The organism is Serratia aquatilis, from assembly GCF_044865145.1.
Lineage (GTDB): Bacteria > Pseudomonadota > Gammaproteobacteria > Enterobacterales > Enterobacteriaceae > Chania > Chania aquatilis.
Map to the genome: position 1 here is coordinate 5,186,016 of NZ_CP173186.1, position 19,898 is coordinate 5,205,913.

Below are 19,898 nucleotides of genomic sequence, written 5' to 3' on the forward strand. Positions count from 1 at the left end.
GTCGTTACTCCCCTGAGGGTTTCAAGCTGCTGCGTGAAAGACGACGGGTCGAGTTGTTATTGATTGACCGGATCCAACCAGCCGTATTTGTCTTCGGTCTTGCCGGTGAACAGGCCAAAGAACGCCTGTTGGATCTGCTTGGTGATAGGACCGCACTTGCCGATACCCACCTGAATGCCATCAACGCTGCGCACAGGGGTGATTTCTGCTGCGGTACCAGACATGAATACTTCGTCTGCCAGGTAAAGAGACTCACGGGAAAGTACCTGTTCACGCACTTCAAAGCCCATATCCTTCGCCAGCTTGATGATCGCATCGCGGGTAATGCCCGGCAGTGCAGACGAGGTAAACGGCGGCGTAAACAATACACCATCTTTCACTTCAAACAGGTTCTCGCCTGCCCCTTCAGAGATATAGCCATGAACATCCAGAGCAATCCCTTCCTGATAACCGTGGCGGCGCGCTTCGCTTCCCACCAGCAATGAGGAGAGATAGTTACCACCGGCTTTAGCCGCGGTAGGGATGGTGTTAGGTGCAACACGTTGCCACGAAGAAACCATCGCATCGATGCCTTGCTCCAGCGCTTCTTCACCCAGATAAGCGCCCCAAGGAAACGCAGCGATAATCACGTCGGTTTTATAACCAGCAGGCGGATTGACCCCCATACCCACGTCCCCAATAAACACCAGAGGACGAATATAGGCGCTGACCAGATTGTTTTTACGCAGCGTAGCGCGGCACGCTTCCATCAGTTCATCAACACTTTGCGCCACTGGCATGCGGTAGATTTTTGCCGAATCATGCAGACGCTGCATGTGTTCACGGTGGCGGAAGACAACCGGGCCCTTATGAGAGTCGTAGCAACGCACGCCTTCAAATACCGACGTTCCATAGTGCAGCGCATGCGACATAACGTGCACCTTGGCATCGGCCCAAGGAACCATCTCACCATTGAACCAAATATAATCGGCTTTCTTCGTCATTATTCTGTTCCTTTTTGCGCAGTCAGGCGCGTATTTGTTGTGAGGCTAGCTGTTGGATCTCGACGCGGGAGACATCCATCAACTTACTTAACTGGGATGACAGCAAATCCACCGAGCGCTGGCTGGCAACGGTCAATTCAATATTAATATCGTCAGCGTTGATACCCGTCGCCATATTCATAGCACAGACCTGGAAGCCACGGTGGCGTACAACACGCAATACGCGTTCTAACATTTCAGGACGGAAGCGGGCCTGGATCGAGAGTTGATGCTGCATCATGATACTTTCTCCAACATGGTTTCGTTACCTGCGCCTGGTGGCACCAGCGGCCAGACGTTCTCAAGTTCATCTATGGAAACATGGAGCAGGTACGGCCCTTCGCTGTTGAGCAATGCATCGAGCGCATCTGCGACCTGATCTTTACGGGTAATACGCTGGCCGGGAATACCGAATGCACTGGCCAATATCAGAAAATCGGGGTTATCGGAGAGATTGGTTTCACTGTAACGCCCATCAAAAAACAACTGCTGCCACTGGCGAACCATGCCTAAGCGCTGGTTATCCAGTAAAACGATCTTAAGCGGTAACTGTTTTCGTTTTATGGTGCCCAATTCCTGAACATTCATCATAAAGGAACCGTCCCCAGAGACACAGATCACTTTATCTTCGGGCCGTGCCATCTGGGCCCCGACCGCTGCGGGAATGCCGAACCCCATCGTACCTAACCCACTGGAAGTAATAAAATTTTCCGGGCGTTCAAAAATCATGTGCTGAGCAGCCCACATCTGGTGCTGGCCCACATCAGTAGTCACTACGGTATTGGCAGGCTTCCGTTCTGAGAGTTGTTTAAGCAACAGGGGAGCATAGATAGGTTGGCCAGGGTGATCATAGCGCCAAGGGTGAAGCTCTTTCAATTCGGCAACACGCTGCAGCCAAGCGGCGATATTCAATGGTTGCTGCAGTGCTGGCAGCAGCTTTTTCAAATCTCCCTGCAGAGCAACATGCGCCTGGCGTAGTTTACTCATCTCTGCCGGGTCAATATCCATGTGGATAACTTTGGCCTCAGGCGCAAAAGCATTCAATCTGCCGGTTACACGATCATCAAAACGCGCACCAACGGCAATTAACAGGTCACACTCCTGTACCGCAAAGTTGGCCGCTTTAGTGCCGTGCATCCCCAACATGCCAAGATAGTACGGATGATTGGCGTCTGGAGCGCCTAAACCTTTCAGCGTAGCCACCGTTGGTATCTGCGTCGTCGCGATAAAATCGCGCAATCCTGCCACTGCTTGCGCCATCCCAGCGCCACCTCCGACGTAAAGCATCGGTTTTTTCGCCTGGGCCAGCAGTTGTTTCGCCGCTGCCAGCTCAGCCACCGGATGCTCCAGTTCATTCTCCACCGGCTGCAAGTGAGGGGGTAAATCTCCCTCGGCCAGTTGGATGTCTTTCGGGATATCGATCAATACCGGGCCAGGACGGCCACTGGTAGCAATGGCGAAAGCCTCTGCCATAATCCCTGGCAACGCTTCCAGCGACTCGACCAGGAAACTGTGTTTGGTACAGGCCAGAGAGAGGCCAAGGACATCGATCTCCTGAAAAGCATCAGTGCCAATCAACTGTGATCCGACCTGCCCGGTGATAGCGACTACAGGCACCGAATCCAGCAATGCATCCGCCAGCCCGGTGATCAGATTGGTTGCTCCCGGACCCGAAGTAGCGATACAGACGCCTACTTTACCGCTCGAGCGAGCGTAACCGATGGCAGCAATCGCCGCCCCCTGCTCATGGCGGCACAGCAGGTGTTCTACTCCCCCGTCATACAACGCATCGTAGACCGGCATGATTGCGCCCCCCGGATACCCGAATACGGTATCAACTCCCTGCGCACGCAACGCTTGAACTACCCACTGAGCACCATTCATTGTTATTCCCCCGCCTTATTGCGGGATTTGCAGGTTTTTATTCCGTTACTCATTCTCTGCTCCTCAATTCACTTTTCCTTTGCATAAAAAAACCCCCGGACCTGACGGTGCGGGGGTTTTTTTGCGATTCCGGCTTGTTTTTTAAGCCTTTCTTCGTCCAAGTGCAGCCCCGCACGGTGGGATAATAATCACCACCACGCTAATCACGACTAGGCTAATCACTTGGGCTAGGGCTTTCATAATAGAGTTGTTCACTGTGCTCATTCCGAACTAATACCTACAGAGTTACCATAGCTGTATGTGGTATGACAACATTTTTTTGTACTAATTTTCATCATGCACTGGTCATACCTCAATTAATATTCATTTAATTCAATCAGTAACATGAGTGAGTGGTATTTTGCATTAACTAACCTTACTTTCACTCTGGTACTCCTCTCGGCGAAAACCCGGTCCCACCACCACCAACCTATCACCAAGGCATCATCGCCATTGCCACCTCGTAATTTTGCCTCAGATGCTCAACACCTACAGCTTTGTTATCCCTGTTAATGAGCATGGCGAAAAAATGCGTTCCAGCTCGAAATTTATACTTAACCTTATGAAATAAAATTCTTTTAACTGGCTATCATTGCGCAAGTTAGCCATTCACCAGGCGCAGATATCAACCAAATACCGCATTATCGAGACTTCGGTAAGGAGAGTAATATGTCACTGGCGGTAATCTACACACGCGCCACGATCGGCGTGCAGGCCCCCTCGGTCACGGTAGAAGTTCATATCAGCAATGGATTACCCGGGCTCACGCTGGTCGGTCTACCTGAAACTACGGTAAAAGAAGCGCGAGATCGGGTGCGTAGTGCCTTGATCAACAATGGGTTCACCTTCCCAGCCAAGCGGATCACTGTCAATCTGGCCCCGGCGGATTTGCCCAAAGAAGGCGGACGCTATGATTTGCCTATTGCGCTCGCCATTCTCGCGGCCTCTGAACAGATCCCCGCAAATCAGTTGGCCCGCTATGAGTTCCTCGGTGAGTTGGCGCTTTCCGGTGCACTGAGAGCGGTCAACGGAGCTATTCCGGCAGCAATAGCTGCAACTGAGGCAAAGCGTGAACTCATTCTGGCCACCGCAAACGGCCCAGAAGCGGGGCTACTCCCCCAAAGCACGGCTCGGGTAGCGAGCCACTTACTGGAAGTCTGCGCATACTTGCAAGGCAAAGGTGAACTACCTGTTGCTGCCGCGCCTCCCGCAGTTGAAGCACTAATGGAAACCGCTGATCTGCAGGAAATCATCGGCCAGGAGCAAGCCAAAAGAGCACTGGAAATTGCCGCAGCAGGCGGCCATAACCTGTTACTGCTTGGCCCTCCCGGTACCGGCAAAACTATGTTGGCCAGTCGCCTTAACGGTTTGTTACCACCATTGAGCGACCAGGAAGCCTTGGAAAGCGTCGCTGTTGCCAGCTTATCGCATCACCCGGATGAGAAATTACCGTGGCGTCAGCGACCATTTCGTGCCCCGCACCACAGTGCATCCATGGCGGCCTTGGTAGGTGGGGGATCTTTACCTCGGCCCGGGGAGATCTCGATGGCGCATAATGGGGTGCTGTTTCTCGACGAATTACCCGAGTTTGAACGGCGAGTTCTGGACGCACTACGCGAACCGTTGGAGTCCGGCGAAATCGTCATTTCAAGAGCCAGCGCCAAAGTTCGCTTTCCCGCCAGGGTACAGTTAATTGCGGCGATGAACCCAAGCCCCACGGGACACTATCAGGGAATACACAACCGGACACCGCCACAGCAGGTTTTGCGCTACCTGGGGCGCCTCTCTGGCCCATTTCTCGATCGGTTTGACTTGTCGATTGAAGTTCCGTTATTACCCCCTGGGATGCTCAGTAAACAACACCATCCTGGAGAAAGCACCTTACAGGTTCGTGAAAGGGTACTGAAGGCGCGTGAACGGCAACTGGAGCGCGCAGGAAAGATAAATGCGCTGTTGAATAACCGGGAGGTGGATCGGGATTGCCATCTACCAGCGGTAGATGCGGATTTCCTGGAGGAAACCCTGAGTAAACTGGGGTTATCAGTTCGAGCCTGGCATCGTATTCTGAAAGTAGCACGTACGCTGGCTGATTTAGCCGGGGAAAAAAATATCGCTAAACGTCATCTCAGCGAGGCTCTCAGCTACCGCTGTATGGATCGCCTTTTACTGCAATTACACCGCAGCCTGGAGTAAAAATGGGGCCCAAAGGCCCCATGGTGATCAATCGTCACTTTCCGTGTAATCTTCTACTACGTCAGCCTGAGGCTTACCGCCTGACAGCGTATGGAATTTTTTCGGGCGGCGAGTCCGCGCCAGATATTTAGACCATACCTTCTCTTGCTCTGTAACTGGCTCACGTTCACCTCGGCACACAGCAACGAACAGTTGTTCTTCTTCCGTAGCTGGCTGACGTTTACCTGCATCCAGCTCGTTGAATGCATAACCGAAACGCTCTAGCAATTGTGCTTCTTTAATGGTGAAATCGCCGTGACGGGAGAACCCGCGAGGATAATGTTTATTATCAAAAAACCGATTGGTCGTGATGAAGCTATCCGCCATCTGACACGCTCCTAATTCTCTCATGGCCGTGCTGTTTATGGCGCGGAGTATTAGATAGGCTTGACACCGTGTAAAACAAAACATTTAAATCTTAACGACAAATAATTTTGGAGATTGGTGTGGATACCGAATTACTGAAAACCTTTTTGGAGGTCAGTAGAACGCGTCACTTTGGCAGAGCGGCGGAATCACTGTACTTAACGCAATCTGCGGTAAGTTTCCGCATCCGCCAACTTGAAAATCAACTAGGTGCAAGTTTATTCACCCGCCACCGCAATAACATTCGCCTAACGCCTGCCGGGGAACGACTGTTACCTTATGCAGAAAGTCTGATGCATACTTGGCAATTGGCAAAAAAGGATGTGGTGCGGTCGCTACAGCTTACAGAGCTTTCAATCGGTGCCACGGCTTCGCTATGGGAGGCTTATCTGACGCCCTGGTTGCAGTCTCTTTACCAGCAACGGGAATCGCTGCAGATTGAGGCAAGAGTTGCGCTGCGTCATTCGTTGGTGAAGCAGTTGCATGAAAGACAGCTCGATTTGCTCATTACTACCGAGCCTCCAAAAATGGATGAGTTGGCAAGCCAACCATTGGGTAATTTCTCTTTGCGGTTGTTTTCATCAACATTACGCGACCAAGAAGCCCCGATGCCTTATGTCAAACTGGAATGGGGTGCCGACTTTCACCCACAGGAAAGCCGTATGTTGGAAAGCGATAGCATGCCAGTATTGACGACCACCTCGGCACATCTGACGCGACAATTGCTGGAAACAACCGGCGGCTGTGCTTTTTTACCCAGCCAATGGGAAAAAGAGTACCCACAGCTGAACGCCGTAAAAGATGTGCAACCCATCATTCGTCCACTATATGCCGTCTGGCTGCAAAACAGCGATCAGCAGCCATTAATCCGTCAGTTGCTGAAAATCCCTTTGAATACCGCAACCTGAACCACTAGGACGGCTTTAGATCTGGGCGGCCTGGTCCTTCCCTTCTCCTTTGCCAGAAGGCGCTCATCGCCTTCTGGAGGCCGATAAAGCAGAACAAAAGAATGCCAATGACAATTTTTGTCCACCAGGAGCTGAGCGAACCGTCGAAAGTGATGTAACTCTGGATTAATCCTTGAATCAATACGCCAAACAAAGTCCCTAATATGGTGCCCACCCCACCGGTCAATAGCGTTCCCCCGATCACAACCGCCGCAATGGCATCCAATTCAACACCGCTCGCTGCCAACGCGTAACCAGCTGAGGTATATAGCGAAAAAACAATACCCGAGAGTGCCGCCAGTGTGCTGGAAAGCATGTAGATTGATACCGTGGTACGCCGCACCGGTACCCCCATTAGTGCAGCAGAAACCGGGTTGCCACCAACCGCATAGACGTTATGGCCAAAGCGTGTACGATGCGCCAGGATCATCCCCATCGCCACCACAAGTAACATCACCAGCGCCAGTAAGGTAAACCTCCCTCCACCAGGCACTTTCCAGGCATAGTTGGCTAATGTGGCATACAGTGGATGATCGATTGGAAGCGACTCTTCCGAAACGATAAAACTCATACCCCGCACGAAGAACATACCTGCGAGCGTAATGATGAATGCCGGGAGTTTTAGTGCATCAATAATCCAACCCATCAACGCGCCAAATGATGCGCCCATCAGCAAGGCAATGACAAATGCATAACCTGGTGCAATACCATAAGTACCGATCAGTTTCGCCAGCAACACACCGGTAAAGGCAATCACCGAACCCACTGACAGGTCAATCCCGCCAGAGAGGATCACAAAAGTCATACCTACAGCAACAATACCCAGAAAAGCGTTATCGGTAAGAAGGTCACACCAGACACGGGTTGATGAAAAGCTTGGGAATTGGCTCAGGCAAAAAGCGTAGCCAAACAGAAATACAGCAATAGTGATTAACAGCGGCAGATTACGTTTCATCATGGTTTTCGTCTCCAGCCAAGCCGGTGTAATGAAACGCTCGGTGATTGCATCATCAATACGGCTAAAACCACCACCGCTTTAAGTACCAGGTTAAACTCTGGTTTGTAGCCCGAAAGCAGAATTCCGGTATTCATGCCTTGAATGATTAGCGCCCCCACGACCGAAAGCAGAAGATTAAAACGGCCGCCCAACAGCGATCCACCGCCAATGACTACCGCCAGAATCGCATCCAGTTCCAACCATAACCCAGCATTGTTGGCATCTGCTCCTCGGATATCCGCCGTGACGATAACCCCGGCGACAGAAGCACACAGGCCACAAACGACATACACAGAAACGATCACCCACCGAGTACTGATGCCTGCATATCGAGCAGAACGCAAGTTGATACCAACCGCTTCAATAAACAATCCCAATGCGGTTTTACGCGTCAGAAGCCAAATCAGTAGCGGCATAGTGGCCGCAATGATCACCGGCATCGGGAGGTACATCAGCGCGCCACTGCCAAGCTTTGCCAGCCCTTGATTCTCGAAGGTGACAATTTGCCCTTCAGTAATCAGTTGGGCAATACCACGCCCGGCAACCATCAGCATCAAGGTAGCCACAATCGGTTGTATCTGTAGCACTGCCACCAAAAAACCGTTCCACAAGCCACACAAGGCACCGACCGCCAACGAAGCCCCTAATACATAAATCAGCGGGTATCCTGCACTGGTCAGGGTTGCGGCGGTTGCGCCAGAGATGGCCATTACCGCACCGACAGAAAGATCTATCCCGCCGGTCGCAATGACCAATGTCATTCCCAGCGCAAGTATTGCCACGGGTGCGCCGCGATTAAAAATATCAATGATGCTGCCAAAAAGGCGGCCATCCTGAATGTGGATCGAAAAGAAATGGGGAGAAACAACACTGTTGATGAGTAAAATAGCCATCAACGCAGCCAACTGTGTTGAACCGGTGGGCATTACCCACCTGACTTTGCGCGCTCCATTGGTCATTGGAAAACCCCTGTTCATCCTGCCCCCTGTTGCACTGCAATAGCCTGCATAATAGCGGGAACCGTAATAGCATCATGCTCAAGCTGAGCCACATGCTTTCTATCGCGTAATACCACTATCCGATCGGCATACCCGGCCAATTCTTCCAGTTCGGAAGAGATAACCAGTAACGCTAATCCCTCACTACACAAGCGTTCAATCAGACGGATAATTTCGGCATGAGCCCCAACATCAATACCGCGCGTTGGCTCATCGAGTATCAGAAAGCGGGGTTTAGTCGCTAACCAACGCGACAGCAGCACTTTCTGCTGATTTCCCCCAGAGAGATATTGGATCTGCTGCTCTGTCCCTGGCGTTCGGATAGCCAAAAGCTTAATAAACTCTTCTGCTATCCTGGTCTGCTCTTGCAACGGTATAGGTTTCAACCAGCCCCGCTGCGCCTGCAACGCCAGAATGATGTTTTCCCTTACTGTGGCGGCTCCCACAATACCGTCAGTCTTACGATCTTCCGGGCAATAACCGAACCCTAAACTTGCCGCTTTGCGCGGGCTCTGGATGTGTGCGGGTTTACCTTCCACTTTTGCCGAGCCTTTGTCCCTAGCTTTAATGCCGAATATCAATTGTGCCGTCTCGGTTCGCCCTGAACCCAATAAACCAGCCAGACCCACTATCTCCCCTGGCCGCAAAACCAAGTCAAAAGGCTCAACCATACCGCGCCTGCCATAGCCACTGAACTCCACTAATGGCGATGCCTGCGTAGCCTTATGTTCAGCACGTTTCAGCAGAGTTTCATCGAAACTATGCCCCAGCATCATCTGCACTAACTCCAGCCTCGGTAATTCGGCAGTGATACGTGTGCCCACCAACTTGCCATTACGTAGTACCGTAATACGATCGCTGATGCGATAAACCTGCTCAAGAAAATGGGTGACAAAGATCATCCCCATTCCTTGAGAACGGAGCTGGCTCATAATATCCAGCAGCATGGTGACTTCCTTGGCATCCAAACTGGCGGTGGGTTCATCCAGAATCAATACTTTGGCAGAGAGATCAACTGCACGGGCAATAGCCACAATTTGCTGAATAGCAATCGAGTAGTTACCCAACGGTTGGCTGACATCTAACTGTAAACCATAGCCTTCCAGCAGTTTGTGAGCCTTACGCAACATGGTGCTTTGGTCGACAAGACCAAAACGAGTTGGCTCGCGACCGATGAAAAGATTGGCGGCTACCGAGATATTTGGCAGCAAGTTAACTTCTTGGTACACAGTACCAATACCTAATGATTGCGCCTGAGCAGTGCTCTGTGGCGCAATCGCTTTGCCTTCTAACCTGACTTCACCCGCAGAGCGTTGGTAAACACCCGTTAGCGCTTTAATCAGCGTAGATTTCCCGGCACCATTTTCTCCCAGGAGCGCCACTACTTCACCGCACCCTAGTGTGAAATCAACCTGATCCAGCGCCTTTACGCCGGGAAACTCAACGGATAATCCGCTTATTGTCAACAACGCTGCCTGAGGTGTAGCCATCATCGGTTCCGCCTGTTGCTTATCAATATCCCATATTCTTCTTCATCTCAAACTCCTGCTTGGCAGTATCAGGCAGCAGCAGTTTCGATTCGGTTTGAATAAATTTTGGCGGTTGAGTCCCCTCTTTCTTCAGGGCCAGCAAGGCATCAAATGCTGGACCTGCCATATCTGGTGTCAGTTCGACCGTGGCATTTGCCTCACCGTTCATCATCGCTTTGAAGATATCGGGTACGCCATCGATAGAAACCACTTTGATTTGCGAACCGGGCTTGAGACCTGCCTCCTTGATGGCCTGAATAGCACCAATTGCCATATCATCGTTATGTGAATAAACAGCACAGATGTTTTTGCCGTTCTGTTCAGCCTTGATGAAGCTCTCCATCACTTCTTTACCCTTACTGCGAGTAAAATCTCCAGACTGCGAACGCACAATTTTGACGTTTTCAGCAGCAGCAATACCTTCTGCAAAACCTTTCTTGCGGTTGATGGCCACGCTGGCTCCCACTGTGCCCTGCAGTTCAACAACATTACAGGGTTTGCCGGCCACATCTTTGACCAACCAGTCTCCTGCAACTTTCCCTTCATGCACGCTGTCAGATGCCACTACAGAGGTATAAAGTGTTGGATCATTCACCTCGATCATACGATCTAACAGAAATACTGGAATTTTAGCTTCTTTCGCTTCTTGTAATACCGGAGCCCAACCGGTCGCCACAACTGGCGCAATAAAAATGGCATCAACTCCTTGCGCAATAAAAGATCTTACAGCCTTGATCTGATTTTCCTGTTTTTGTTGCGCATCAGCGATTTTTAACGTAATACCACGCTTTTCTGCCTCCTGTTTTGCCACTTTGGTTTCTGCTGAACGCCACCCTGATTCAGAACCAATCTGGGAAAAGCCGACAACTAACGGGGCAGCCTGAGCCACTCCCATCAGCACACCGCCTATAGCGGCCGTTAACAGTAAACGTTTATACATGTTTTCTCCTCGCTCAACCCTGGTTGTAAGAAACCGTGGCCGAGATGGCTGTTATGTGTTCACTTTAATGAAACGTGCCCCACAGAGACTTGGGTGCTAATAAGATGTAACTGAAATTCAGACTAGAATGATGAGCGGTATCACAGCGCGGGATTACAACCATTTTGTACATGGATACAGCTAGAAAAGTCTAAATTGGGAACGATTTTGGTAGGAGTTTCAGGCAAGTTTTATAGAAAAAATGAATATGAGATAAATATTTAAAGCAAAAAAAAACCCTTTGCATCAGCAAAGGGTTTTAAATTTATGGCAGGGGCGGAGAGACTCGAACTCCCAACACCCGGTTTTGGAGACCGGTGCTCTACCAATTGAACTACGCCCCTAAATAGGGTGGCGGAACGGACGGGGCTCGAACCCGCGACCCCCTGCGTGACAGGCAGGTATTCTAACCAACTGAACTACCGCTCCACCGATTCTTTTACGTTGCATCTTTCGATGCCGGCAAAACCGCTCTTGGCGATCCTGCTCATTACCAGGTGTCACTCTGATAACGTTGTTTGATGCCTGGCAGTGTCCTACTCTCGCATGGGGAGACCCCACACTACCATCGGCGCTACGGCGTTTCACTTCTGAGTTCGGCATGGGATCAGGTGGGACCACCGCGCTATGGCCGCCAGGCAAATTCGTTTCATTCCAACCGCTTCACGCTCACTCGCGTACAGCCATCAGAACCAATCTGGGAACTTCGCTGAAAATCTTTCTCTCTCAAATACAAAACACCTTCGGTGTTGTAAGGTTAAGCCTCACGGATCATTAGTACTGGTTAGCTCAATGCATCGCTGCACTTACACACCCAGCCTATCAACGTCTTAGTCTTAAACGTTCCTTCAGGGACCTTAAAGGCCCAGGGAAGACTCATCTCGAGGCAAGTTTCGCGCTTAGATGCTTTCAGCGCTTATCTTTTCCGCACTTAGCTACCGGGCAGTGCCATTGGCATGACAACCCGAACACCAGTGGTGCGTTCACTCCGGTCCTCTCGTACTAGGAGCAACCCCTCTCAATCTTCCAACGCCCACGGCAGATAGGGACCGAACTGTCTCACGACGTTCTAAACCCAGCTCGCGTACCACTTTAAATGGCGAACAGCCATACCCTTGGGACCTACTTCAGCCCCAGGATGTGATGAGCCGACATCGAGGTGCCAAACACCGCCGTCGATATGAACTCTTGGGCGGTATCAGCCTGTTATCCCCGGAGTACCTTTTATCCGTTGAGCGATGGCCCTTCCATTCAGAACCACCGGATCACTAAGACCTACTTTCGTACCTGCTCGAGCCGTCACTCTCGCAGTCAAGCTAGCTTATGCCTTTGCACTAACCTCACGATGTCCGACCGTGATTAGCTAACCTTCGTGCTCCTCCGTTACTCTTTGGGAGGAGACCGCCCCAGTCAAACTACCCACCAGACACTGTCCTCACCCCGGATTACGGGGCCGAGTTAGAACATCAAACATTAAAGGGTGGTATTTCAAGGTTGGCTCCATGCAGACTGGCGTCCACACTTCAAAGCCTCCCACCTATCCTACACATCAAGGCTCAATGTTCAGTGTCAAGCTATAGTAAAGGTTCACGGGGTCTTTCCGTCTTGCCGCGGGTACACTGCATCTTCACAGCGAGTTCAATTTCACTGAGTCTCGGGTGGAGACAGCCTGGCCATCATTACGCCATTCGTGCAGGTCGGAACTTACCCGACAAGGAATTTCGCTACCTTAGGACCGTTATAGTTACGGCCGCCGTTTACTGGGGCTTCGATCAAGAGCTTCGCGTTGCCGCTAACCCCATCAATTAACCTTCCAGCACCGGGCAGGCGTCACACCGTATACGTCCACTTTCGTGTTTGCACAGTGCTGTGTTTTTATTAAACAGTTGCAGCCAGCTGGTATCTGCGACTGGCTTCAGCTCCGAGAGCAAGTCTCTTCACCTACGCGCCAGCGTGCCTTCTCCCGAAGTTACGGCACCATTTTGCCTAGTTCCTTCACCCGAGTTCTCTCAAGCGCCTGAGTATTCTCTACCTGACCACCTGTGTCGGTTTGGGGTACGATTTGATGTTACCTGATGCTTAGAGGCTTTTCCTGGAAGCTTGGCATCAACCACTTCGCCACCGTAGTGACTCGTCATCACGCCTCAGGGTTGATATGCAACCGGATTTACCAGGTCACACCCCCTACACGCTTAAACCGGGACAACCGTCGCCCGGCTAGCCTAGCCTTCTCCGTCCCCCCTTCGCAGTAACACCGAGTACAGGAATATTAACCTGTTTCCCATCGACTACGCCTTTCGGCCTCGCCTTAGGGGTCGACTCACCCTGCCCCGATTAACGTTGGACAGGAACCCTTGGTCTTCCGGCGAGCGGGCTTTTCACCCGCTTTATCGTTACTTATGTCAGCATTCGCACTTCTGATACCTCCAGCAGACCTCACAGTCCACCTTCAACGGCTTACAGAACGCTCCCCTACCCAACAACGCCTAAGCGTCGCTGCCGCAGCTTCGGTGCATGGTTTAGCCCCGTTACATCTTCCGCGCAGGCCGACTCGACCAGTGAGCTATTACGCTTTCTTTAAATGATGGCTGCTTCTAAGCCAACATCCTGGCTGTCTATGCCTTCCCACATCGTTTCCCACTTAACCATGACTTTGGGACCTTAGCTGGCGGTCTGGGTTGTTTCCCTCTTCACGACGGACGTTAGCACCCGCCGTGTGTCTCCCGTGATAACATTCTTCGGTATTCGGAGTTTGCATCGGGTTGGTAAGCCGGGATGGCCCCCTAGCCGAAACAGTGCTCTACCCCCGAAGATGAGTTCACGAGGCGCTACCTAAATAGCTTTCGGGGAGAACCAGCTATCTCCCGGTTTGATTGGCCTTTCACCCCCAGCCACAAGTCATCCGCTAATTTTTCAACATTAGTCGGTTCGGTCCTCCAGTTAGTGTTACCCAACCTTCAACCTGCCCATGGCTAGATCACCGGGTTTCGGGTCTATACCTTGCAACTATTCGCCCAGTTAAGACTCGGTTTCCCTACGGCTCCCCTATACGGTTAACCTTGCTACAAAATATAAGTCGCTGACCCATTATACAAAAGGTACGCAGTCACCCCCATTAAGAAGGCTCCCACTGCTTGTACGTACACGGTTTCAGGTTCTATTTCACTCCCCTCGCCGGGGTTCTTTTCGCCTTTCCCTCACGGTACTGGTTCACTATCGGTCAGTCAGGAGTATTTAGCCTTGGAGGATGGTCCCCCCATATTCAGACAGGATGTCACGTGTCCCGCCCTACTCATCGAACTCACAGGATGTGCATTTTAGTGTACGGGGCTATCACCCTTTACTGCGCGACTTTCCAGACGCTTCCACTAACACACACCCTGATTCAGGTTCTGGGCTGTTCCCCGTTCGCTCGCCGCTACTGGGGGAATCTCGGTTGATTTCTTTTCCTCGGGGTACTTAGATGTTTCAGTTCCCCCGGTTCGCCTCGTTAAGCTATGTATTCACTTAACGATAGTGCAACGAATTGCACTGGGTTTCCCCATTCGGGTATTGCCGGTTGTAACGCTTCATATCAGCTTACCGACACTTATCGCAGATTAGCACGCCCTTCATCGCCTCTGACTGCCTAGGCATCCACCGTGTACGCTTAGTCACTTAACCTCACAACCCGAAGGTGTCTTTCGACGCACTTCGTGCTGTAAACATTTGAGAGACTCTCTGACAGGTTAGTTCTTATCTCAATAGTTCTACGGAGAGATAAGTTTCAGCTGTCAGGTTTCAATTTTCAGCTTGTTCCAGATTGTTAAAGAGCAAAATACTTCGCAGCATACTGTTGCCAGTACACTCTGAAGTATTATCAAGGACTATATGGTGGAGCTAAGCGGGATCGAACCGCTGACCTCCTGCGTGCAAGGCAGGCGCTCTCCCAGCTGAGCTATAGCCCCATACGTCCGTGCAGATACCTTTGATTACCACTCGTAAAAGAGTTAATTCTTTCTCAGACAAGGCGCGATCTCGCGACGCATATTGAAATATGCGAGTGAGGAAGCAACGCAGTATGAGGAAGAATTTGGTAGGCCTGAGTGGACTTGAACCACCGACCTCACCCTTATCAGGGGTGCGCTCTAACCACCTGAGCTACAAGCCTATAAAGGTATTTCTGCTCGTTACTTTTTCATCAGACAATCTGTGTGGACACTGCACTCAACTGCATATCTTTAGGTAAGGAGGTGATCCAACCGCAGGTTCCCCTACGGTTACCTTGTTACGACTTCACCCCAGTCATGAATCACAAAGTGGTAAGCGCCCTCCCGAAGGTTAAGCTACCTACTTCTTTTGCAACCCACTCCCATGGTGTGACGGGCGGTGTGTACAAGGCCCGGGAACGTATTCACCGTAGCATTCTGATCTACGATTACTAGCGATTCCGACTTCACGGAGTCGAGTTGCAGACTCCGATCCGGACTACGACATACTTTATGAGGTCCGCTTGCTCTCGCGAGGTCGCTTCTCTTTGTATATGCCATTGTAGCACGTGTGTAGCCCTACTCGTAAGGGCCATGATGACTTGACGTCATCCCCACCTTCCTCCGGTTTATCACCGGCAGTCTCCTTTGAGTTCCCACCATCACGTGCTGGCAACAAAGGATAAGGGTTGCGCTCGTTGCGGGACTTAACCCAACATTTCACAACACGAGCTGACGACAGCCATGCAGCACCTGTCTCACGGTTCCCGAAGGCACTAAGCTATCTCTAGCAAATTCCGTGGATGTCAAGAGTAGGTAAGGTTCTTCGCGTTGCATCGAATTAAACCACATGCTCCACCGCTTGTGCGGGCCCCCGTCAATTCATTTGAGTTTTAACCTTGCGGCCGTACTCCCCAGGCGGTCGACTTAACGCGTTAGCTCCGGAAGCCACGCCTCAAGGGCACAACCTCCAAGTCGACATCGTTTACAGCGTGGACTACCAGGGTATCTAATCCTGTTTGCTCCCCACGCTTTCGCACCTGAGCGTCAGTCTTTGTCCAGGGGGCCGCCTTCGCCACCGGTATTCCTCCAGATCTCTACGCATTTCACCGCTACACCTGGAATTCTACCCCCCTCTACAAGACTCTAGCTTGCCAGTTTCAAATGCAGTTCCCAAGTTAAGCTCGGGGATTTCACATCTGACTTAACAAACCGCCTGCGTGCGCTTTACGCCCAGTAATTCCGATTAACGCTTGCACCCTCCGTATTACCGCGGCTGCTGGCACGGAGTTAGCCGGTGCTTCTTCTGCGAGTAACGTCAATGAATGGTGCTATTAACACCAAACCCTTCCTCCTCGCTGAAAGTGCTTTACAACCCGAAGGCCTTCTTCACACACGCGGCATGGCTGCATCAGGCTTGCGCCCATTGTGCAATATTCCCCACTGCTGCCTCCCGTAGGAGTCTGGACCGTGTCTCAGTTCCAGTGTGGCTGGTCATCCTCTCAGACCAGCTAGGGATCGTCGCCTAGGTGAGCCATTACCCCACCTACTAGCTAATCCCATCTGGGCACATCCGATGGTGTGAGGCCCGAAGGTCCCCCACTTTGGTCCGAAGACGTTATGCGGTATTAGCCACCGTTTCCAGTAGTTATCCCCCTCCATCGGGCAGTTTCCCAGACATTACTCACCCGTCCGCCGCTCGCCGGCAAAGTAGCAAGCTACTTTCCGCTGCCGCTCGACTTGCATGTGTTAGGCCTGCCGCCAGCGTTCAATCTGAGCCATGATCAAACTCTTCAATTAAAAGCTTGATTTGCTGCAACTCGTGCAGCGATGCTCGAAAATTAACTTTCGTAATAATTCATTCGCATGAATTACTGCTTGGTCACTCTTCAAGACTTGATATTTTTTTGCTGCCTAAGCAGCTGGATATCGTCTTGTGAGTGCCCACACAGATTGTCTGATAAATTGTTAAAGAGCGTCGGTTACCGTTATGTTTCTCGGTAACGCGGGAGGCAGATAATACGCTTTCCCGCTGAAGAGTCAAGCCTTTTTCTTATTAAGAAGTGGTGTTTTCACCGGCTTGCTGCTTCTTGGCTGGGCGACTTGTCAGTCGTTGTTCCCGGTCAGTGGAGGCGCATTATAGGGAGTTCTGAGAACGCCGCAACCCCTAATTTCAATTTTTTTTCTGACCGTCGAATGTTTAATCAAAAGCCACTTAAATCGGTAGTTTTTTCAACGAATTAAAGCCATAGCCCTGTAATACGGGTAAAAGAGCATCAGTGGCATCATTTAATGCCATGCAATACGCCAGATTCTCTTCCTGAGATGAGATCAGGTTTTCCTGTGTAGAGATAAGCCAGGCAGCACGGCGCGCTATAGCCGCCCCGGAATCAACCAGACGCGTCCCTTCAGGTAACACTTGCATCAATTCTTCAGACAATAAAGGAAAGTGGGTACACCCAAGGACTACCGTGTCTGGTGGCTCGCGCATGTTCAGCCAAGGTTGCAGTATTCTCTTCAGTGTTGCCAGCGGTACCGCTTCGCCATGCAACTTGGCTTCCGCCAGTTCTACCAATTCAGAAGAACCAAGCAGTTCAATCTTGCAATCCGCTGCGAAGCGTTCAATCAGCTCACGGGTATATGTACGCTGGACCGTGCCACGCGTTGCCAATAATCCAACAGTGCCATTAGCCGTGAGTTTAGCCGCGGGCTTGATAGCAGGCACCACACCCACGACCGGAAAAACAAAACGCTCACGCAGTGCGGGCAAAGATACGGTGCTAGCGGTATTACAGGCAATGATGACAAGCGCAAGAGGGTGGCACTGCTGAACGGCGCTGACAATTTCCAGTACGCGCCCAATGATAAACTCTTCGGATTTCTCGCCGTAAGGGAATGCCACGTTATCGAAAGCATAGATATAGTGGAGATCCGGCAGTAATTGCCGAACCTCCTTATATACGGAGAGGCCACCAACACCGGAATCAAATACCAGCACTGTTGGCCGCAGAGTCGCAGCGGATTTAGAAGGTATAGCTTCCAGTGAGGTAGTATTCTCTTCCTGGAGTGACATAGCCATAAGCTGTCTCATAATCTTTATCAAACAGGTTGGCGATTCTACCACGAACTGTAAGATGAGATGTGACAGGATACGAAACTGCAAGATCCCACAGACTCACTCCCCCCAATTTCAGAGTCCGAGTCTGATAACCGCTGTAATCGCGATCGTATCGCTCCCCCAGATATTGGTACGTTACCGCCCAATCAAGATCATAGAGCTGCCAGTCCAGTTGATATTTTACCTGTTGCTTGGAACGTCGCAGCAGGATCTCGTTGGTTTGAGCATTACGCGGATCAACATAGTCATAGCTGATTTGGTGAGTTAGCGGGCCGGTATCAAATGAAGCGCTGGCTTCAATGCCTTTAATCGTTGCCTGACCGACGTTGTAATAAGAGGAGCCGGATCCACTGTAAATGTAGTCAATAAGATTATCGATATCGTTGCGATAACCCGTAATGCGCCAGCTCACCGAGCCGGTTAGCCCTTCAACCCCACCCTCCCACTGTTTACTCTCTTCCGGCTTCAGATTCGGATTACCGGCAAAGCGCCCGTATTGTTGCCCAAGGTTGGGCGCCTTGAACGCAGTACCATAAGAAGCAATGGCACGATATCCTGCAATAAACTCCCAGGCAGCGCTGGTTTGCCAAGTGTCATGCCAGCCGAAGGTAGAGTTATCATCACCGCGCACGGCCCCTTCCAGAGTGAAAGCGTCAAATTGCTGTTGTGCCGTGAGATAAAGCCCGGTATTGCGCTGGCTCTTGCTGTCACTGATATACGCCGTGCCGGGCTCCAATGTCTGCTCCTGCCAATCGACGCCCGTACTGATACTACCTTGGCCAACCCGGAAGTTATTACCCCATTGCACATTATATTGTGTGGTGTCATCGAGAGTGGAAGACGTGGCATAACGACCATATTTGGGATCATAGTTGTAGTCTTTGCTGTGGGCATAGCCAGCGGTCAACTGTGTCGCATAAATTCCTTCACGATATTGCAGACCGCTGTCCCAAGACTGGCTATATAGCTGGCGAGTGTCTGGCAATGCGTCGGGATGCTGAGGATCCTGAAAGTTATAGTTACCATCATACCCGGTGCGATTATCGTAACCATAGCCACGAACAAAAGCGCCCAACTGCTCGGTAAACTGATGTTGCAGTTCGCCATACAACGACTTGCTCATAAAGCCATCGCGATCGGGCTGGGCCGGATTACCAAAACTGTCCGGCAGGTTCGCCACCACATCATAACCTTTGGTATAGGTGTAGTTACCCGCGATGGTCGCAATGGTGCTCTCGCCCAACTGTTGCTGGGTTGCGCCGTCATAGGCCTGATAACCATTGGAGCCTATACCGGCTGAAAGCGTGGTGCCATTCTTTTCTCGCCGGGTAATAATGTTGATGACCCCACCAAGAGCATCTGAGCCATATACCGCAGAACGAGCGCCACGGATATACTCAACCCGTTGTACCAGGGAAATCGGGATCTGACTCAAATCTGAGGAACCACTGAGCCCAGCCTGATTAAGGCGAACACCATCAACCAACAGCAGCACATGCCGGGATTCAGTACCGCGGACGAACACGGCGGAACTCTGCCCCAACCCGCCATTTTGGGAAATATCGACACCCGGCAAACGGCGCATAACATCAACCACACTTTTAGCCTGCCAGCGATCGATATCATAACGCGTCACTACAGAAGTGGGAGCCAGAACGGAAGATACCGGCTGAGGAAAGCGGTTGGCGGTCACCACCAGCTTATCGTGGTTATTAGTGGAGGTGTTGTCTTGCGCCCAGCCAGAAAATGCCGTCACGGAGGAAACCACCGCCAGCAGTGTATTTTTTATCATTGTCATTACGAAAAGCATCCAAACTTA

Annotated in this window: 13 protein-coding genes, 4 tRNA genes and 3 rRNA genes; 2 read left to right on the plus strand and 18 right to left on the minus strand. The window is 51.2% G+C overall.

The window, feature by feature from the left end:
* Positions 1-56: 56 nt before the first annotated feature.
* The 4 genes from ilvE to ilvL all read right to left on the minus strand — a co-directional run bounded on the left by ilvE (position 57) and on the right by ilvL (position 3,146).
* Positions 57-983, minus strand: coding sequence for a branched-chain-amino-acid transaminase (gene ilvE, locus SAQUA_RS23560; protein ID WP_380678695.1), 927 nt, complete (start codon positions 981-983; stop codon positions 57-59).
* Positions 984-1,005: 22 nt separating this feature from the next.
* Complete coding sequence (gene ilvM / locus SAQUA_RS23565) at positions 1,006-1,263, minus strand: acetolactate synthase 2 small subunit (protein ID WP_380678697.1); 258 nt, start codon at positions 1,261-1,263, stop codon at positions 1,006-1,008.
* Complete coding sequence (gene ilvG / locus SAQUA_RS23570) at positions 1,260-2,906, minus strand: acetolactate synthase 2 catalytic subunit (RefSeq protein ID WP_380678699.1); 1,647 nt, start codon at positions 2,904-2,906, stop codon at positions 1,260-1,262. The genes ilvM and ilvG overlap by 4 nt, the downstream gene beginning before the upstream one ends.
* 141 nt (positions 2,907-3,047) lie before the next feature.
* A complete protein-coding gene (gene ilvL / locus SAQUA_RS23575; RefSeq protein WP_071681478.1) occupies positions 3,048-3,146 on the minus strand; it encodes an ilv operon leader peptide in 99 nt (32 codons plus the stop codon).
* Positions 3,147-3,614: 468 nt separating this feature from the next.
* Here ilvL and SAQUA_RS23580 point away from each other — a divergent pair, with 468 nt between their 5' ends.
* Entirely contained in the window at positions 3,615-5,138 is a 1,524-nt protein-coding gene (locus SAQUA_RS23580) for a YifB family Mg chelatase-like AAA ATPase (RefSeq protein WP_380678702.1), read from the plus strand.
* A gap of 27 nt (positions 5,139-5,165) precedes the next feature.
* On the opposite strand, the gene SAQUA_RS23585 is transcribed toward SAQUA_RS23580, so the two are convergent.
* A complete protein-coding gene (locus SAQUA_RS23585; protein WP_380678704.1) occupies positions 5,166-5,504 on the minus strand; it encodes a DUF413 domain-containing protein in 339 nt (112 codons plus the stop codon).
* Between the two features lie 119 nt (positions 5,505-5,623).
* On the opposite strand from SAQUA_RS23585, the gene hdfR reads away from it, so the two are divergent.
* Entirely contained in the window at positions 5,624-6,451 is an 828-nt protein-coding gene (gene hdfR, locus SAQUA_RS23590) for an HTH-type transcriptional regulator HdfR (protein ID WP_380678706.1), read from the plus strand.
* Between the two features lie 4 nt (positions 6,452-6,455).
* Here the strand turns inward: hdfR and yjfF are convergent, their stop codons facing one another.
* From yjfF to btuB, 13 genes are all read right to left on the minus strand, one after another.
* Positions 6,456-7,448 carry a galactofuranose ABC transporter, permease protein YjfF gene (yjfF, locus tag SAQUA_RS23595; protein ID WP_380678708.1) on the minus strand — a complete coding sequence of 331 codons (993 nt, stop codon included), beginning with the start codon at positions 7,446-7,448 and terminating at the stop codon, positions 6,456-6,458.
* On the minus strand, positions 7,445-8,446 hold the full coding sequence (gene ytfT / locus SAQUA_RS23600) for a galactofuranose ABC transporter, ATP-binding protein YtfT (protein WP_380678710.1): 1,002 nt from the start codon (positions 8,444-8,446) through the stop codon (positions 7,445-7,447). The genes yjfF and ytfT overlap by 4 nt, the downstream gene beginning before the upstream one ends.
* Before the next feature lie 14 nt (positions 8,447-8,460).
* The gene (ytfR, locus tag SAQUA_RS23605) at positions 8,461-9,975 is read right to left on the minus strand and encodes a galactofuranose ABC transporter, ATP-binding protein YtfR (protein ID WP_380678718.1); all 1,515 of its coding nucleotides are present in this window, start codon (positions 9,973-9,975) and stop codon (positions 8,461-8,463) included.
* A 22-nt stretch (positions 9,976-9,997) separates the two neighbouring features.
* A complete protein-coding gene (ytfQ, locus tag SAQUA_RS23610; protein ID WP_380678712.1) occupies positions 9,998-10,954 on the minus strand; it encodes a galactofuranose ABC transporter, galactofuranose-binding protein YtfQ in 957 nt (318 codons plus the stop codon).
* Positions 10,955-11,261: 307 nt separating this feature from the next.
* Positions 11,262-11,337: transfer RNA gene (locus SAQUA_RS23615), tRNA-Trp, on the minus strand.
* Between the two features lie 8 nt (positions 11,338-11,345).
* Positions 11,346-11,422: transfer RNA gene (locus SAQUA_RS23620), tRNA-Asp, on the minus strand.
* 94 nt (positions 11,423-11,516) lie between these two features.
* Positions 11,517-11,632, minus strand: a 5S ribosomal RNA gene (gene rrf, locus SAQUA_RS23625).
* Between the two features lie 114 nt (positions 11,633-11,746).
* Positions 11,747-14,656, minus strand: a 23S ribosomal RNA gene (locus SAQUA_RS23630).
* A gap of 208 nt (positions 14,657-14,864) precedes the next feature.
* Positions 14,865-14,940, minus strand: a tRNA-Ala gene (locus tag SAQUA_RS23635).
* 126 nt (positions 14,941-15,066) lie between these two features.
* Positions 15,067-15,143, minus strand: a tRNA-Ile gene (locus tag SAQUA_RS23640).
* A 75-nt stretch (positions 15,144-15,218) separates the two neighbouring features.
* Positions 15,219-16,761: ribosomal RNA gene (locus SAQUA_RS23645) — 16S ribosomal RNA — on the minus strand.
* The 16S, 23S and 5S rRNA genes sit together here with 4 tRNA genes alongside, the layout of an rRNA operon.
* A 415-nt stretch (positions 16,762-17,176) precedes the next feature.
* Entirely contained in the window at positions 17,177-18,040 is an 864-nt protein-coding gene (gene murI / locus SAQUA_RS23650; protein ID WP_380674338.1) for a glutamate racemase, read from the minus strand.
* Positions 17,985-19,877 (minus strand): TonB-dependent vitamin B12 receptor BtuB, encoded by a 1,893-nt coding sequence (btuB, locus tag SAQUA_RS23655; protein ID WP_380674336.1) that lies wholly within the window; start codon positions 19,875-19,877, stop codon positions 17,985-17,987. Before btuB ends, murI begins: the two co-directional genes overlap by 56 nt.
* Positions 19,878-19,898 lie beyond the last annotated feature (21 nt).

What these genes read in the sequence shown, in the direction of transcription:
- ilvE (WP_380678695.1), bottom strand. Translation starts at nt 983, where the DNA reads ATGACGAAGAAAGCCGATTATATTTGGTTCAATGGTGAGATGGTTCCT.
- ilvM (WP_380678697.1), bottom strand. Translation starts at nt 1,263, where the DNA reads ATGATGCAGCATCAACTCTCGATCCAGGCCCGCTTCCGTCCTGAAATG.
- ilvG (WP_380678699.1), bottom strand. Translation starts at nt 2,906, where the DNA reads ATGAATGGTGCTCAGTGGGTAGTTCAAGCGTTGCGTGCGCAGGGAGTT.
- ilvL (WP_071681478.1), bottom strand. Translation starts at nt 3,146, where the DNA reads ATGAAAGCCCTAGCCCAAGTGATTAGCCTAGTCGTGATTAGCGTGGTG.
- SAQUA_RS23580 (WP_380678702.1), top strand. Translation starts at nt 3,615, where the DNA reads ATGTCACTGGCGGTAATCTACACACGCGCCACGATCGGCGTGCAGGCC.
- SAQUA_RS23585 (WP_380678704.1), bottom strand. Translation starts at nt 5,504, where the DNA reads ATGGCGGATAGCTTCATCACGACCAATCGGTTTTTTGATAATAAACAT.
- yjfF (WP_380678708.1), bottom strand. Translation starts at nt 7,448, where the DNA reads ATGATGAAACGTAATCTGCCGCTGTTAATCACTATTGCTGTATTTCTG.
- ytfT (WP_380678710.1), bottom strand. Translation starts at nt 8,446, where the DNA reads ATGACCAATGGAGCGCGCAAAGTCAGGTGGGTAATGCCCACCGGTTCA.
- ytfR (WP_380678718.1), bottom strand. Translation starts at nt 9,975, where the DNA reads ATGGCTACACCTCAGGCAGCGTTGTTGACAATAAGCGGATTATCCGTT.
- ytfQ (WP_380678712.1), bottom strand. Translation starts at nt 10,954, where the DNA reads ATGTATAAACGTTTACTGTTAACGGCCGCTATAGGCGGTGTGCTGATG.
- murI (WP_380674338.1), bottom strand. Translation starts at nt 18,040, where the DNA reads ATGGCTATGTCACTCCAGGAAGAGAATACTACCTCACTGGAAGCTATA.
- btuB (WP_380674336.1), bottom strand. Translation starts at nt 19,877, where the DNA reads ATGACAATGATAAAAAATACACTGCTGGCGGTGGTTTCCTCCGTGACG.